The sequence below is a fragment of the Bacillus sp. cl96 genome (assembly GCF_900100505.1).
Taxonomy (GTDB): domain Bacteria; phylum Bacillota; class Bacilli; order Bacillales; family Bacillaceae_G; genus Bacillus_A; species Bacillus_A cereus.
The window spans coordinates 54,381-70,956 of record NZ_FNDM01000003.1; the positions used below are offsets into that span (position 1 = coordinate 54,381).

Here is a 16,576-nt window from a genome sequence, read left to right on the forward strand (position 1 = left end):
ACGTTTTCTTTAAACTCACATTTTCAAGATTAAATAACTGTATCAAAGCCATCTGATTTAGGTAGAGAAGCTGCTTTTTTCATAAGCACTTCCCATAAGTGTACAGATTTCTTCCATTCTTCTGCAGCCTGCTCCTGTTTATACATAGCGTTCTCATAACTGGCAGTAAGTTGTTGCATATCGGCCGAGTTGTAAAGTGTATCGATATGGAGAGCGTATTCTCGGAATGTTTGACTTTCACTCCGTGGTATGCCAATTCTCGCAAATTGTTTTAAAAGTGCACCGTAAGCTTTTTGATAAACAGCATCATTTTTTCGGTATTTATAGAAATGAATAATAAGAAATGTCATCCAGTTCATTCTAGTGGTGAAGAGAATGTATCCTATAATACTAATTAGTATCGTAGAGAGGAATACGTACCACCAAGAAAAACTAGTTTTAGAATTTGTGACCTTTTTAGTAGAAGCTTCTTCTGTATTTTCTATTAAACTTTTAAGTTTTGCTTCATTATTTCGTTGTTGTATTTGCTCGTTATTAGAATTATTTGCTTCGCTATTTTGTGAAATAGGAGCAGGCGTATTATTTATAAAATTATAGGGATTGGTAAATCCTTTTGTTGGTTCGAATGGAATCCATCCGTATCCTGGGAAATATACTTCGACCCAAGAGTGTGCGTTATCGTTCGTGATTGTATAAACATCCGCACCTTCTGCAGAGGCAAGTGTATTGTCAAGAGTTCCTTCTGTATAGCCTTTTACCCAGCGAGCAGGAATCCCGGCAGAACGAAGTAGTACAATCATAGACGTCGAAAAATTATTACAGTAGCCGCTTTTTGTATCGAAAAGGAATTGATCTACATAATCTTGGCTTTTGGCAGGGAATAAGACATTCGTTGATTCGTATGTAAAAGAGTTGTCTGTGAAGTAATTTTCAATAGCTAATACTTTATCATATCGGTTGTCTTTATCATTTGTAAGATTGACAGCCAAGTCTTTTACACGCTGTGGTAATGACTCGGGAAGTTGTGTGTACTTTGTCATAAAATAAGGGTTTGTTTCTTGATCTTCATTTGTTTTTACAGCTTTCAAGTTTTCTATGGAAAACTCAGGGATCTCATATGTTACTTTATACGAATGTAAAGTAGTAGAAGAGTCTTCATTCATTGTATAAATTTTTTCTGAAAACGGGTCAACACTGTATGATACATCAGAAGAAGCCTCAACTGATACTAATCCTGCTGGATAGGTAAGGTGAGGGTAACTTTTTTGCATGGTAATTGTTGCCTCAGTCGTTTCCGTTTTTGTATTTTGTTCGTACCAGCTTACGACGTCGTTTTTATTTTTAAAAGAAATCTTTTTCGGATTTTCAGAAATTCCCCAGCCTTTTCCTGTATAGAAATCTTTTGTTTCTACTCTCCAATAGTGTTTGTTTTGCGTTCGTGCTGTGAAAACAATTGTAGGATCCGCCTTAAAAGGACCACCTAATCGCGAGTCATCTAAACCATACCCAATTGTAGAAACTTTTTGTTCTTTACTTGCTTCAGATGTGTTGAATTTTAAAAAATCCATTGGGTTTGGCCATTGAGGGCCAAATTTTGGAGCAAAGTATGCGATGGTTACTAATAATACAATAAATATTGTAAGTGGTCTAAGTAATTTTGAGATTTCCCTAGCATAATTTTGTAAGTGTTCACGCTCTTTTATTCGTTCTACTTGAAGAAGACTAAGCATAAAAAATCCGATGACAACAGTTCGAATAATAGCGTAGTTTGCATTGTATAAATGTAAGTTATGAAAAGTTGCGATATAAATAATAGTCAATACAAGAAATAGAAACCCACGTTTTTTATGAATAATCCAAAATGAAGTGAAAGAACTCAAAAACCAAAATGAGAGAAAAAATAAAACTGTCGGAAAAACTGGAGAAATATCTAGTAAATTCCCTTGGAAAAATAGGGAGGAATTTCGAGACATATCAGAAAAGAATGTTGTTAGCCAAGATGGATTTATAAAAGCATTTTTATAATATAGGGAATGAATGATAAATAGGACTGTGACAATTTTTATTGGAATCTGCCACCTCGTCTGAAAAAAAGAGAGAGCGAAGCAAATTCCTATAAATGTTACGAAAATATCTAATCTACCTACATTTGTAATGCCTATAAGAGGTCTTAGCCATTCTAGTAAAAGAAGAAATACACATGCATGCATAAAGAATCTGTTCGTATCCCACTTGTATTTTGTTTGTAATGTTATCATTTGCTCACCTCAAAAAACACGTTTGTATACCGGTTTTCATAAACCGTGTTTACAAATATTTGTCGTTTTTTTAGAGTTTCTATTATACTGATTTCTCGGTGTGAAAGTTGATTCGCTTTTTCTTTCACGACAAAAACCATACATTTTCTATTTTTTATAGCAGCACAATCAGCCGCCTTTTGAATATCGGGAGAAAGATTACTGGTCACGAGTATAACCGTGACGGGCTCATAAATTTTTCTTAGTTCCATGTCTACACTCTGGGAGAGCGGGAATACACTGTCTGCTTGCACTTTTGCTAAATGACAAAGGATTTGTTGTAACTGCGTATCTCCATTGTCTAAAGGGAAGATAGTTTGTTCTTTTCCAATAGACACGAATGATGCTGGTGAATTTTGTTTCAAGACAGCCCTTACGATAGAGGCGGTAAATGTGACGACTGATTCGAATAGAGGAGACTCGGTTCTGTCTATGAATATCATGACATTATGGCTGCGCTGCTGTTCAAACTCTTTTGTCATAATATTGTTTGTTCGTGCAGTTGCTTTCCAATCAATCCATGAAAAGCGATCACCAGGTTTATAGTCTCTGACACCGACAGAGATTGTAGAGTCTTTTGCTGAATTTATATTTGCTGAAAGCGCTCCTTGTTCGAAATGATTTTCCAATTGTCGATATACTATATCTACATACTGGGGATAGACTAAAAATGTATCTGGAACTGAAAAAGTTACTTCTTTCTCTATCATGCCGAATAAATCGCCGGTTTTGACACGAACGCTTGAAAAAGTGTGCTCGCCTCTAGGGATTGTGTCAATAACATATTGAAACGAAATATTTCGTTTCAATCCTGGGAAGAGTACTACCTTATTCATCTTTGTTTGTTTACAACTTATAAATTGTGGTGGCAGTTCATCTTCTATAATTAAATAAAGTAAGGGAAAAGGAAATTTTCTTTTTATTGTAATCGTGCTTACAAATTGTTCTCCTACTACATATCCATTCTGGTTTGTTATTCGCTTTACTTCAGCGTCCCGTAAAGCGTAGAAGGGGAGTAGTAGCGAATAAAGAGCAATGGGAATTATGCTGTAAAACAAAAACCAACTGACAAACCCGCCTTGAAACATAGCGTACATAAATGCTAAGACTAGGCATAAAGGGAGTAGCAATAACTTCATAATGTGATATAGCGCTCGCAGCATTCGTTTCATCAAGGGTTCATCGTCCTTTGAGTAGGCACGGTAGTTCGTGCAACGATTTTTGCGATAACTTGTTCGCCAGTTATTCCTTCAAATTTTGCTTCCATTTTTAGAATGAGTCTATGTGCTAAAACGTAAGGAGCTAAAAATTTAACATCGTCTGGAATAACATAATTCCTGCCATGGATAAATGCATAAGCTTGTGAAGCTTTCATTAAAGCAATCGAGCCACGTGGACTTGCACCTAACTGTATAGAACTGTACGTACGAGTCTGATTAACAAGCTTTACAATGTAATGCTTAATTGCTTTGTCCATACTTACTACCCGTACGCTTTGTTGTAAATAAAGTAATTCTTGTATTGTAGTAATGGTTTGTAATTGAGAGAGTGGATTTGTTTTTTCCATCCGGTTTAAAATTTCAAATTCTTCCTCTGGTGTAGGATATCCCATTTTTAGTTTCAATAAGAAACGATCGAGCTGAGCTTCTGGTAGAGAATATGTTCCTTCATATTCGACCGGATTTTGTGTAGCCATGACAAAGAACGGTTTTGGTAAAGGTCTTGTAATGCCATCTATTGTAATATTGCCTTCTTCCATACATTCAAGTAAAGCAGATTGTGTCTTTGGAGATGTACGATTAATTTCATCAGCAAGTACAAAATTCCCCATAATTGGTCCAGGCTTGAACTCAAATTGGAGCTCTTTCGGATTATAAATAGAAACTCCTGTTACATCTGACGGCAATAAATCAGGTGTAAATTGAATTCGCTTATAATCAGCATCAATGGATTTAGAAAGAGCACGTACTAGCATTGTTTTCCCGACACCAGGAACATCTTCTAATAGCACATGACCTTCAGCTAAGAGAGCTGTCAAAGCTAAGATTGTTTCTTTTCGTTTTCCGACCATTATTTTTTCAATATTATTGATTATTTTTTCTACAGTGGGATGTAATGAATCAAGCTGGGGCATCGTAATCCTCCTAATGTTATTATCGTTTTCTAATCAATTTAGTGGACATATTTCTAATTCTATATGTAGATAGTAAAGGTCTAACTTAAATTCTGAGAATATTCAGAATATTTATTTCAATTACATCTAGTATAATTGTTTCCGTAACTAAGGGCAATACAGTAAATAATGATTTGTAGTTTTATGTAAAATAAGACTCGATATAAAATAATAACATTGGGAAAAATATTTTTACATACAATTTATACTCTTTTCCTTATGGCAGTTTTGAAATAATATCAAAACTCTTTTTCTTTTGCAAAATAGTCGATACCTCAAAATACCATTCTCCTAATAATTAAGATTAACCATAATCTTCACAACGGAACACAAGATTTTCTCACAAACTTATTTTCTACTGAATTTTTGACAATCTCTTGAACTGTGCGAAATGTCACATCTGCATTTTACAACTTCTCTTATAGTAAGGGTATGTAAGAGAGACGTATTAAAGGAGTGAACAGTATGAAGAAAAAACCTTCAGCACTAATGAGACGTTTAAAATATTTTTCACCAATAGATCGATATAACGATAATCATACACAAGAAACATATGAAGATCGCGAATGGGAAAATGTGTACAGAAAGAGATGGCAACATGATAAAGTAATCCGCTCTACACACGGTGTGAACTGTACTGGTTCATGCAGTTGGAATATATATGTGAAAGATGGAATTGTAACTTGGGAAGGGCAGGAGCTTAATTATCCAACGACAGGTCCTGATATGCCAGATTTTGAACCACGAGGATGTCCACGTGGAGCAAGTTTTTCTTGGTATATCTATAGTCCACTTCGTGTGAAATATCCGTATGTACGTGGTGTTCTATGGAGTATGTGGCAAGAGGAACTAAAAAATAACGAGTCACCACTAGATGCTTGGAAAAGTATTGTGGAAAACCCTGAAAAAGCATGTAAGTATAAGCAGGCGCGTGGTAAAGGTGGATTTATTCGTGCGAATTGGGATGAAGTATTACAACTCGTTTCAGCTTCTCTACTTTATACAGTAATTAAATACGGGCCAGATCGAAATGTTGGCTTTTCACCAATTCCAGCTATGTCGATGTTAAGTCATGCTGCAGGTAGCCGCTTTATGCAACTTATGGGTGGACCAATGCTTAGTTTTTATGATTGGTACGCAGATTTACCACCAGCTTCTCCGCAAATTTGGGGCGATCAAACAGATGTACCAGAAAGTAGTGACTGGTATAACTCTGGTTACATTATGACATGGGGTTCAAATGTACCGATGACGAGAACACCAGATGCTCACTTTTTAGCAGAGGTTCGATATAAAGGAACGAAAGTCGTTTCTGTCAGTCCTGACTTCGCTGAATCTACAAAGTTTGCGGATGATTGGATTAGTGTGAAACAAGGTACAGATGGTGCACTTGCGATGGCAATGGGGCATGTGATCTTACAAGAATTTTACGTAGATAATCAAGTGGAATATTTCACAAAGTATGCGAAGCAATATACTGATTTTCCTTTCTTTGTCACATTGAAACAAAAAGGAGATCAATTCGTTGCTGATCGTTTCTTAAACGCTGCTGATATTGGACGCGAAACGAAGTTAGGAGAATGGAAACCTGTTCTTTGGAACGAGAACACGAATGATTTTGCAACACCTCATGGCACAATGGGCTCACGTTGGGATAACGAAAAGAAATGGAACTTGCGTTTAGAAGATGAAGAAACAGGTGAAAAGATTGATCCACGTCTTTCTTTACTTGGAATGGAAGAATCGATTGGAACTGTACAAATTCCGTACTTCTCTGATGATGGAAACAAAGTACTAGAACGTACAAATCCAGTGAAAAAGGTTATGACAGAAGAAGGCGAAGTGTTCGTTACAACTGTATACGACTTAACGTTAGCAAATTACGGTGTGAACAGAGGGCTTGGCGGACAAGAACCGAAAGACTTCAATGATGACGTTCCGTTTACACCTGCATGGCAAGAGAAAATGACAGGAGTAAAACGTGAGCTTATTATTCAAATCGCTCGTGAGTTCGCACAAAATGCTGTGGATACGAACGGTCGCTCAATGATTATTGTCGGAGCTGGTATTAACCATTGGTTTAACTCTGATACGATTTATCGCGCAGTTTTAAATCTTGTACTTCTCGTCGGAGCACAAGGAGTAAACGGCGGTGGTTGGGCGCATTACGTTGGTCAAGAAAAATTACGACCAGCAGAAGGATGGCAAACAATCGCGATGGCAAAAGATTGGCAAGGGCCACCGAAATTACAAAATGGTACGTCTTTCTTCTATTTCGTAACAGATCAATGGCGCTATGAAGATACACCTGTTGGACATTTAGCATCACCAATTGAAGGTAACTCACGTTATCAACATCACGGTGATTACAATGTATTAGCAGCACGACTCGGCTGGTTACCTTCTTATCCAACATTCGAGAAAAATGGAATTGAACTATATAAAGAAGCTGTTGCTGCTGGTGCAACAACACAAGAAGAAATCGGAAAATACGTTGCACAAAAACTAAAAGAAAAAGAACTGAAATTTGCGATTGAAGATCCAGATAACAAAAATAACTTCCCGCGCAACTTATTCGTATGGCGTGCGAACTTAATTTCAAGTTCCGGTAAAGGGCACGAATATTTCTTAAAACATTTACTAGGTACAACAAACGGATTAATGAATGACGATAGTGATTCATTACGACCAGAAGAAATTAAGTGGCATGAAGAAGCACCAGAAGGGAAGCTTGATTTACTTATTAATTTAGATTTCCGTATGGCTGGAACAGCACTGTATTCTGATATCGTATTACCAGCTTCAACTTGGTACGAAAAACATGATTTAAGTAGTACAGATATGCATCCATTTGTGCATCCTTTTAATCCAGCAATCGGTTCACCGTGGGAAGCACGCTCTGATTGGGACATTTTCACTTCACTTTCTAAAGCTGTGTCAGATTTAGCGAAGAAAATTGATCTTGAACCAATGAAAGAAGTTGTTGCAACACCACTTCTTCATGATACACCGCAAGAATTAGCGCAACCACTTGGCAAGATTAAAGATTGGAGTAAAGGTGAATGTGAACCAATCCCGGGTAAAACGATGCCACAAATTCATGTTGTCGAAAGAGATTATAAAACGATTTATGACAAAATGACTGCGCTTGGACCGAATGTCGGAAAACAACCGATTGGTACGAAAGGGATTTCTTGGTCTGCGGAAAAAGAATATGAGCAATTAAAGAGCAAATTAGGAGTTGTTCGAACGGATTCTATCGCGAAAGGTTGCCCAGACATCAAAGAAGCAATCAATGCTGCTGAAGCGGTACTAACACTATCTTCTACAACAAACGGTCATATGGCAGTAAAAGCATGGGAAGCACTTGAAAAACAAACAGATCTAAAATTACGTGATTTAGCAGAAGAACGTGAAGAGGAATGCTTCACATTCGAACAAATTACAGCACAGCCGAAAACAGTAATTACTTCTCCAGCATTTACAGGTTCAGAAAAAGGTGGACGCCGTTACTCACCGTTTACAACAAATGTGGAACGTCTTATCCCTTGGAGAACGATAACTGGTCGACAATCTTTCTACTTAGACCATGACATGATGAAAGAATTTGGTGAAACGATGGCAACATTTAAACCAATTCTGCAACATAAACCGTTCCGTAAATCACGGCCCGAAGTAGAAGGGAAAGAGATTACACTAAACTATTTAACACCGCATAATAAGTGGTCGATTCATAGTATGTACTTCGATTCATTACCGATGTTAACGCTATTTAGAGGTGGTCCAACTGTTTGGATGAATAAAGAGGACGCTGCTGAAGCGGGTGTTGCAGATAATGATTGGATTGAGTGCTTTAATCGTAACGGTGTTGTTGTAGCGCGTGCTGTTGTAACGCATCGTATACCGAGAGGAATGGCGTTTATGCACCATGCGCAAGATCGTCATATTAACGTACCTGGTACGAAATTAACAAGTAACCGGGGGGGAACGCATAATAGTCCAACTCGAATTCACGTTAAACCAACACATATGATTGGTGGATACGGTCAATTAAGTTATGGATTTAACTATTATGGTCCGACTGGGAACCAGCGCGATTTAAACGTTGTAATTCGCAAACTGAAGGAGGTAGATTGGCTTGAAGATTAAAGCACAAGTCGGAATGGTTATGAACCTAGATAAATGCATCGGTTGCCATACTTGTAGCGTAACGTGCAAAAACACCTGGACAAATCGTCCAGGTGCTGAATATATGTATTTCAATAACGTAGAAACGAAACCTGGCATTGGTTATCCGAAGCAATGGGAAGATCAGGAGAAATATAAAGGCGGCTGGGAATTGAAAAATGGTGAAATTCAGCTGAAATCTGGTTCGAAAATGAAACGTCTTATGAACATTTTCCACAATCCAGATCAACCAACAATTGATGATTACTTTGAACCTTGGAATTATGATTATGAAACATTAACAAATAGCCCGCAGCGTAAGCATCAACCAGTTGCTCATCCGAAATCAGCAATTACAGGCGAATTTATCGACAAAATTGAATGGGGTCCAAACTGGGAGGACGATTTAGCAGGCGGACATATAACAGGATTACAAGATCCGAATGTAAAGAAAATGGAAGAAGAAATTAAAACAGATTTTGAAAACGTCTTTATGATGTATTTACCACGCATATGCGAACATTGTATGAATCCATCGTGCGTATCATCTTGTCCATCTGGTGCAATGTATAAACGTGAAGAAGACGGGATTGTACTTGTGGATCAAAATGCATGTCGTGCTTGGAGATTCTGCGTATCATCTTGTCCATATAAAAAAGTGTATTTTAACTGGCAAACGAATAAAGCTGAAAAATGTACAATGTGTTTCCCACGTATTGAGGCTGGTATGCCAACAATTTGTTCAGAAACATGTGTAGGACGTATCAGATATATTGGGGTAATGCTATATGACGCTGATAAAGTAAAAGAAGCAGCGTCTGTTGAAGACGAAAAAGATTTATATGAATCTCAGCTTACTGTTTTCCTAGATCCAAATGATCCAGAAGTGGCAGCTGAAGCGAAAAAACAAGGCATTCCTGAAGAATGGATTAAAGCGGCACAACAGTCACCAATCTATAAAATGATTATCGATTGGAAAATTGCTCTACCTCTTCACCCAGAGTATCGTACAATGCCAATGGTTTGGTATATTCCGCCGCTTAGCCCAATTATGAATATGGTGGAGGGAAAAGGTAGTAACTGGCAAGCAGAAGAGATTTTCCCTGCTATTGATAATATGCGTATTCCAATTCAATATTTAGCGAATTTACTCACTGCAGGAGATGAATCACATATTCGTCTTACATTGAAAAAAATGGCTGTTATGCGAACGCATATGAGAGCAATGCAAATTAATAAAGAACCAAATGAAGCTGTATTAAAAGAACTTGGCTTAACGAAACAGGATGTAGAAGATATGTATCGTCTTCTTGCTATCGCAAAATATAAAGATCGTTTTGTTATCCCGACATCTCACAGAGAACAAGTTGCAGATTTATATAGTGAACAAGGAAGCTGTGGTTTAGCATTCGCAGGTGGTCCAGGCTCTTGTATGACAATTTCTTAAATAATGGGGGCGGAAAAATATGAAACAAAGTTTACAAACTGCTTTTTCATGTTCTTCATTTCTTCTCTCCTACCCAGAAATCGGGTGGAGAGAAACTTTAACTGAATTACTAGAAGAGATTGAAGCGATTGAACAGGACGATGTTAAAGCTTCACTTGCAACATTTATAAAACAAGCGCTAAATAAAACGAATGATCAATTGATTGATAGTTACGTATATACATTCGATTTTGGTAAGAAAACAAATATGTATCTTACTTATATGAACACTGGTGAACAAAGAGAAAGAGGTATTGAATTACTGGAGTTAAAACAGCATTATAAAAAATCAGGTTTTGAAGTAACAGATAAAGAATTACCTGATTATTTACCGCTATTGCTTGAGTTTTTTGCAAATGCAAATGAGCAAGACAGTGAACCAATTATGAGTAAATACAAGGAGAACATACAAGCATTACACGTTCAGTTAAAAGAAGCAGGTAGTATGTATGAACCAATTCTTGCGGCTGTTCTACTCGCTATCGATACATGGGGTGTACAGACAAATTAGAAAGGAGAGTTGTTAAAATGATGGATCAATTTCTATGGGTATTGTTTCCCTATATCATTTTTGCAATCTTTATCGGTGGACATATTTTTAGATACAACTATGATCAATTTGGATGGACATCAAAATCTAGTGAACTATTAGAAAAGAAAATGCTCCGAATCGGAAGTCTATTATTCCACTTTGGGATTATGTTCGTAATTGGCGGTCATGTTATGGGGATTTTAATTCCAGAAGCTGTATACCGTTCAATAGGTATTTCTGAGCATATGTATCATGTAGTAGCAATTAGTTTTGGTCTTCCGGCAGGTGTTGCTTCTATCATCGGTTTAATTATATTAACGTACCGCCGCGTAACTGTAAAACGTATCATTGCAACGAGTACAAAGGGAGATTATATTGCGCTTATTTTATTACTTATCGTAATGCTAGCAGGACTTTCTTCAACATTTTTAAATATCGATTCAAAAGGATTTGATTATCGTACAACAATTGGCCCTTGGTTCCGAAGTCTCTTTATTTTCCAACCGAAAGTTGAATATATGATGGAAGTACCAGTATGGTTTAAAATTCATATTCTTGCGGGAATGGGGCTTTTCGCAGTATGGCCATTTACTAGACTGGTACACGTATTTAGTGCCCCAATTAAATATATAAGCCGTAGCTATGTAATTTACAGAAGACGTATTCCTAATGAGCTGAAAAAATAATTTAGTTTTATATGTTTCGTAATTTATAAAGAAAGCCGAGATCTAATTGGAGACCTCGGCTTTCTTTGTAGGTATAAGTATCTAAATAAGACGCTAATCAATGCTACAAACAGAAGCAGAGCAATCTTCACAAGCAATTTCACATTTTAAAAATTGTAAATCGTGGATTGTAATCTTTCCTTTATGAATTGAAATTGTACTTTGCTTTTTTAATTCATTTAACATTCGATTTACACTTTCACGTGAAGTTGCACAGAAATTAGCAAGTTCTTGATTTGTTAATGGTAAATCGATGAGAATCCCATTTTCTTTTAATATACCGTAACTATTTGTCATTCGTATAAGGGTAGAATACAGGGCACCTTTTTTGCCGTGTAATACTAAATCTCGGAACTTCGTTTGCATTCTTCTTAAATGTTCACTAATCCATTTCATAAATTCAAATACAAGAGCTGGTTTTTGGAGTAATTCTTTTTCTAACGCTTCACGCTTTATAACGCCTACTTCAACATCTTCAAGGCATTTTGAATTTAATAAATACTTCGCATTATCCGTGAACAATGTTAATTCTCCAATAATGTCGTATGCCGAACAAATTCGAAGTGTTAGTTCTTGTCCGTCAGCACTAAGTTTACTAATTTGTACTTTTCCTGAGTGGATGATATAGAGTTCGGTTGCCTCCATACCTTCCTGAAAAATAAAACTACCTTTTTTAATTTGCATTTTATATTCAACAGATGCAAGTAATTCTTTTAAATCTTGAGATAATGTCATACTGTTTGCCACAGCAATCACCTTTCTTCTTATAAGCAATACATTTCCTATTTTGAGTGTAAATATGATGAAAATGCAAGAGCTATTTTAAAAATAATGTAAAATTTCAATGACCGTAAAGAGTATGGCCTGAAGATGTGAACAAAATACGAACGGATTTGTGAAAAGTTTTTGAATGGGGAAAGTGATGTGAGAAAAGTCACATTGAATATGTAGCTTCTTTTTTATAATAAAGGCAAATAAAAAAATGAAAGCTTACTAAGGATTGCAGCAGAAAAGAAGGGATAGAGATGCACGAGAACATAAAAGATTCTTTAAAGCGGCCACTTCAAGATTTACGTATTTCAGTTATTGATCGTTGTAATTTTAGGTGTACATACTGTATGCCTGCTGAAGTGTTCGGACCTGATTACGCTTTTTTAAAGGAAGAGCTTTTATTAACGTTCGATGAAATAGAAAGGTTAGCGAGATTATTTATAAGTATGGGAGTTAATAAAATTAGGCTTACTGGCGGTGAACCTTTATTGCGTAAAGACTTATCGACGTTAATTGCAAGACTTACAAATCTAGAAGGCTTACAAGATATTGGACTCACAACAAACGGAATTCATTTAGCAAAACAAGCTAAGGCGCTAAAAGAAGCAGGATTAAAGCGTGTGAATATTAGTTTAGATGCAATAGAGGATCATGTCTTCCAAAAAATTAATGGAAGAAATGTAAGTACGAAACCTGTACTGAAAGGAATTGAAGCAGCGAAGGAAGCTGGATTAGAAGTAAAGGTAAATATGGTCGTAAAAAAAGGGATGAATGATAGTCAAATTCTTCCTATGGTTCGTTATTTTAAAGAACAAGAAATACAGTTACGTTTCATTGAGTTTATGGATGTAGGCAGTACGAACGGATGGAACTTTGAGCAAGTCGTTACGAAGGAACAATTAATAGAGAAAATTAATCGTGTATATCCAATTGAGCCCGCTCAGCCTCGTTACTTTGGAGAGGTTGCGAAATTGTATCGATATGTAGGGAGTAATGCAGAAGTGGGATTTATTACTTCTGTTTCTGAGTCATTTTGTTCTTCTTGTACGAGAGCACGTATTTCGGCAGATGGTAAGTTTTTTACGTGCCTATTTGGAGAAAAAGGAACGGATTTGCGAACGCTTCTTCGAGAAAATATTTCTGATGCCTCACTATTAAAAATTTTACAACATACATGGCGATATAGAACAGATCGATATTCAGATGAAAGAACGGTTGAGAGTGCAAGTAAACGTCCAAAAGTTGAAATGTCTTACATTGGTGGATAGTGAAAGGAGGATTTCTTATGCAAGAGCGTTATTCAAGACAAGTGTTGTTTTCTGGAATTGGTGAAATGGGACAAAGAAAAATAAGAGAAAAGCATGTGCTCCTAATCGGTGCGGGTGCACTAGGGGCTGCGAATGCAGAAGCACTCGCTAGGATGGGAATTGGGAAATTGACAATTGCCGATCGTGACTATGTCGAATGGAGTAATTTACAACGGCAACAGTTATATACAGAAGAAGATGCAAAACAATGCAAACCAAAAGCAATTGCAGCGGCAGAACATGTAAGAAAGATTAATTCTGAAGTGGAAATTGTACCAGTTGTAATGGATGTCACAATGCAAGAAATAGAAGAGTTAACAAAAGAAGTGGATCTCATTATAGATGCCACTGACAACTTCGATACGCGCCTACTTATAAATGATATTTCACAAAAAGAAAATATACCTTGGATATACGGTGGATGCGTTGGAGGTTACGGTGTAACGTATACAAGTCTTCCAGGAAAAACACCATGTTTTCGCTGCTTAATGGATCATCCGATGGGCGGTGCAACATGTGATACAGCGGGAATTATTCAGCCAGCTGTACAGATGGTTGTTGCTCACCAAGTGACAGAAGCAATGAAAATATTGGTGGATGATTTCGAGACGCTACGAGGAACAATGTTATCATTTGATATTTGGAACAATCAATTTCTCTCATTAAAAGTAAATAAACAGAAAAAAAGTACATGTCCATCTTGCGGAAATACACGTACGTACCCAAGTTTAACATTTGAATCACAGGTGAAAACGGAGGTGCTATGCGGACGGAATACAGTTCAAATCCGTTCAGGAATAAAGAGAGTTCTAAATTTAAACGAAATCCAAAAAAGATTACAAAAAATTGTACATGTCCAAAAAACGCCGTACTTACTATCATTTCTAATTGATGAATATCGTTTCGTTTTATTTACAGACGGTAGGGCATTTATTCATGGGACAAATGATGTGAAAATAGCAAAACGATTGTACGCAAAATATATAGGATGAACAGAGAGAGTTTCCCCCTTATTAAAACGAGGTGAAAAAGAATGTTAGCAAAACGTATACCGATTCCAGTGGCAGAAGCAGTTGCACGAGTAATGAAATATGCTCATCAAGGTGAAACAGAAGAGGTTTCTCTTATAGAAAGTTACGGAAGAACGCTTGGAGAAGATGTTATTGCAGATCATGATGTCCCGCATTTTGATCGCTCTCCGTACGACGGGTTTGCGATTCGAGCAGAAGATACGAAAGAAGCAAGTAGTAGTAACCCTATTCAGTTTGAAGTAATTGGTGAAATTGGAGCAGGGGTTGTTTTTACAGAAGAAGTGAAAGCATTTCAAGCTGTCCGTATTATGACAGGAGCCGCAATTCCGAGAGGGTGTAATGCGGTTGTTATGTTAGAACTAACGGAAGGATTTGAAAAAAACGAAAAGACTTATATGACATTAAAACGCTGTTTCACAGCCGGTGATAACATTTCTTTTAAAGGTGAAGATGTAAAACAAAATACTATCCTTGTGAAAGAAGGGACTGTTATTAATCCTGGAGTAGCAGCACTTCTTGCTACGTTTGGTTATAGTACGGTATATGTTATAAAACAACCAGTGATTGGAATTGTAACGACGGGTAGCGAACTGCTTGAAGTACATGAAAAATTAAAGCCAGGGAAGATTCGAAATAGTAACTCCTATATGATAGCTGCTCAAATTGAACGAGCAGGGGGGATTGTACAGTATTATGGGCAATTCGCTGACGATTTTGAGACGTGTTATAACACTGTAAAAAAGGCGATAAAAGAAGTTGATATATTAATTACAACTGGTGGTGTTTCAGTAGGAGACTATGACTATTTACCTGCCATCTATGAGAGATTACGAGCTAATGTACTTTTTGACAAAATAGCGATGCGACCAGGAAGTGTGACAACTGTAGCTGAGGTAGAAGGAAAATTACTATTTGGTCTATCTGGTAATCCTTCTGCTTGTTATGTCGGTTGTGAATTATATGTTAGACCAGTGATTGGAAAATACTTGCATAGGGAAGATTCGCACATATATCGTGCAGAGGCAATTTTACAAAAAGACTTTCCGAAAGCAAACCCATTTACTCGTTTTGTAAGAGGGAGAGTGGAAATTGTAGATGGGCAATTACAAGTTACACCAGTTGGTTTAGATAAATCTAGCGCAATTTCTTCACTTGCAGAAGCGAATGCATTTATCGTTTTGCCAGGGGGAACGAGAGGATTTAAAGCTGGAATTACTGTTTCGGTACTGTTATTAGAATCAAACAACGGAAGTGAGTGGCCGTGGGAAGAGCCGCTTCGATCATACAAGTAATAGAAAAATAGGTTGCTAACTTATATAAAGATAAGAGGTGCAAAATGACACATACGTATTATGAAGTAATTGATACACCTATTTCAATTGAAGAAGTTACAAACAAAGTAATTCGTCGTGAGTGTGGTGCGGTTACTACTTTTATTGGTACTGTTAGAGAATTTACGAAAGGTCGACGTACACTTTGTTTAGAGTATGTAGCTTATAAGACAATGGCGGAGAAACAGCTTGAGAGAATTGGCACTGAAGTAGGGGAGAATTGGCCGGGGATATATGTCGCTATTACACATCGCATTGGTACATTACAAATTTCTGATCTTGCTGTTGTCGTTGCTGTTTCTACACCACACCGGAAAGCTGCCTATGAGGCGAACAAATATATTATGGAGCGTATTAAACAAATTGTTCCAATTTGGAAGAAAGAGTTTTGGGAAGATGGTGAGTCATGGATAGGTGATCAGTTAGAGAGGGTAACATATGCAAATGGTGAGCCTAGAAAGGAGATGAGAATATGATTGAAGTGCTATTATTTGCACATTTACAGGAAGAAGTAAGTAAGTCGTCATTGCACATAGATTGTGAAAATATTACAGTTGCGAAGCTGAAGGAAGTACTCATTAAGAAATACAACATAGCAATTTCAAACGAGATTATGGTCGCGATAAATGAAGAGTATGCAAATGAGAATGACATCATTCAAACTGGCGATATCGTAGCAATGATTCCGCCAGTAAGTGGTGGTTGATTCTTTTCAGCCTAATCATGTTAGGACGTGATTAGGCTGGAGAGAATGAA

The 16,576-nt window shown here is 37.0% G+C and carries 13 protein-coding genes; 9 read left to right on the forward strand and 4 right to left on the reverse strand.

Features of this window, described 5'->3' with window-relative positions; all coding sequences use genetic code 11:
• Positions 1-29: 29 nt before the first annotated feature.
• The 3 genes from BLT20_RS07915 to BLT20_RS07925 are packed head-to-tail and all read right to left on the reverse strand — an operon-like array spanning position 30 to position 4,431.
• Complete coding sequence (locus tag BLT20_RS07915; protein WP_000631798.1) at positions 30-2,258, reverse strand: transglutaminase TgpA family protein; 2,229 nt, start codon at positions 2,256-2,258, stop codon at positions 30-32.
• A complete protein-coding gene (locus BLT20_RS07920; RefSeq protein ID WP_000827531.1) occupies positions 2,255-3,469 on the reverse strand; it encodes a DUF58 domain-containing protein in 1,215 nt (404 codons plus the stop codon). Before BLT20_RS07920 ends, BLT20_RS07915 begins: the two co-directional genes overlap by 4 nt.
• Positions 3,469-4,431, reverse strand: coding sequence for an AAA family ATPase (locus tag BLT20_RS07925; protein WP_001135810.1), 963 nt, complete (start codon positions 4,429-4,431; stop codon positions 3,469-3,471). The genes BLT20_RS07920 and BLT20_RS07925 overlap by 1 nt, the downstream gene beginning before the upstream one ends.
• Positions 4,432-4,935: 504 nt before the next feature.
• Between BLT20_RS07925 and BLT20_RS07930 the strand changes: the two genes are divergently transcribed.
• The 4 genes from BLT20_RS07930 to narI are packed head-to-tail and all read left to right on the forward strand — an operon-like array spanning position 4,936 to position 11,341.
• Positions 4,936-8,619: a nitrate reductase subunit alpha gene (locus BLT20_RS07930; protein WP_073339415.1), complete on the forward strand. Its 3,684-nt coding sequence runs from the start codon at positions 4,936-4,938 to the stop codon at positions 8,617-8,619.
• On the forward strand, positions 8,609-10,084 hold the full coding sequence (gene narH / locus BLT20_RS07935; RefSeq protein ID WP_073339418.1) for a nitrate reductase subunit beta: 1,476 nt from the start codon (positions 8,609-8,611) through the stop codon (positions 10,082-10,084). The genes BLT20_RS07930 and narH overlap by 11 nt, the downstream gene beginning before the upstream one ends.
• A gap of 19 nt (positions 10,085-10,103) precedes the next feature.
• Positions 10,104-10,634 carry a nitrate reductase molybdenum cofactor assembly chaperone gene (gene narJ / locus BLT20_RS07940; RefSeq protein ID WP_000814212.1) on the forward strand — a complete coding sequence of 177 codons (531 nt, stop codon included), beginning with the start codon at positions 10,104-10,106 and terminating at the stop codon, positions 10,632-10,634.
• A 17-nt stretch (positions 10,635-10,651) separates the two neighbouring features.
• Positions 10,652-11,341, forward strand: coding sequence for a respiratory nitrate reductase subunit gamma (narI, locus tag BLT20_RS07945; protein ID WP_000969212.1), 690 nt, complete (start codon positions 10,652-10,654; stop codon positions 11,339-11,341).
• Between the two features lie 93 nt (positions 11,342-11,434).
• Here narI and BLT20_RS07950 read toward each other — a convergent pair whose 3' ends face one another.
• Positions 11,435-12,127, reverse strand: coding sequence for a Crp/Fnr family transcriptional regulator (locus BLT20_RS07950; RefSeq protein WP_000013858.1), 693 nt, complete (start codon positions 12,125-12,127; stop codon positions 11,435-11,437).
• 278 nt (positions 12,128-12,405) lie between these two features.
• On the opposite strand from BLT20_RS07950, the gene moaA reads away from it, so the two are divergent.
• From moaA to moaD, 5 genes are read left to right on the forward strand one after another with little or no spacing between them, the layout of a single operon-like run.
• Positions 12,406-13,419, forward strand: a complete 1,014-nt coding sequence (gene moaA, locus BLT20_RS07955) for a GTP 3',8-cyclase MoaA (protein WP_000545004.1) — start codon at positions 12,406-12,408, stop codon at positions 13,417-13,419.
• 17 nt (positions 13,420-13,436) lie between these two features.
• Entirely contained in the window at positions 13,437-14,450 is a 1,014-nt protein-coding gene (locus BLT20_RS07960; protein WP_001158123.1) for a molybdopterin-synthase adenylyltransferase MoeB, read from the forward strand.
• A gap of 41 nt (positions 14,451-14,491) precedes the next feature.
• Entirely contained in the window at positions 14,492-15,781 is a 1,290-nt protein-coding gene (gene glp / locus BLT20_RS07965; RefSeq protein ID WP_000880213.1) for a molybdopterin molybdotransferase MoeA, read from the forward strand.
• Between the two features lie 44 nt (positions 15,782-15,825).
• Positions 15,826-16,296, forward strand: coding sequence for a molybdopterin synthase catalytic subunit MoaE (gene moaE / locus BLT20_RS07970; RefSeq protein WP_000149963.1), 471 nt, complete (start codon positions 15,826-15,828; stop codon positions 16,294-16,296).
• Positions 16,293-16,526, forward strand: a complete 234-nt coding sequence (gene moaD, locus BLT20_RS07975; protein WP_000573688.1) for a molybdopterin converting factor subunit 1 — start codon at positions 16,293-16,295, stop codon at positions 16,524-16,526. Before moaE ends, moaD begins: the two co-directional genes overlap by 4 nt.
• Positions 16,527-16,576: the final 50 nt, after the last annotated feature.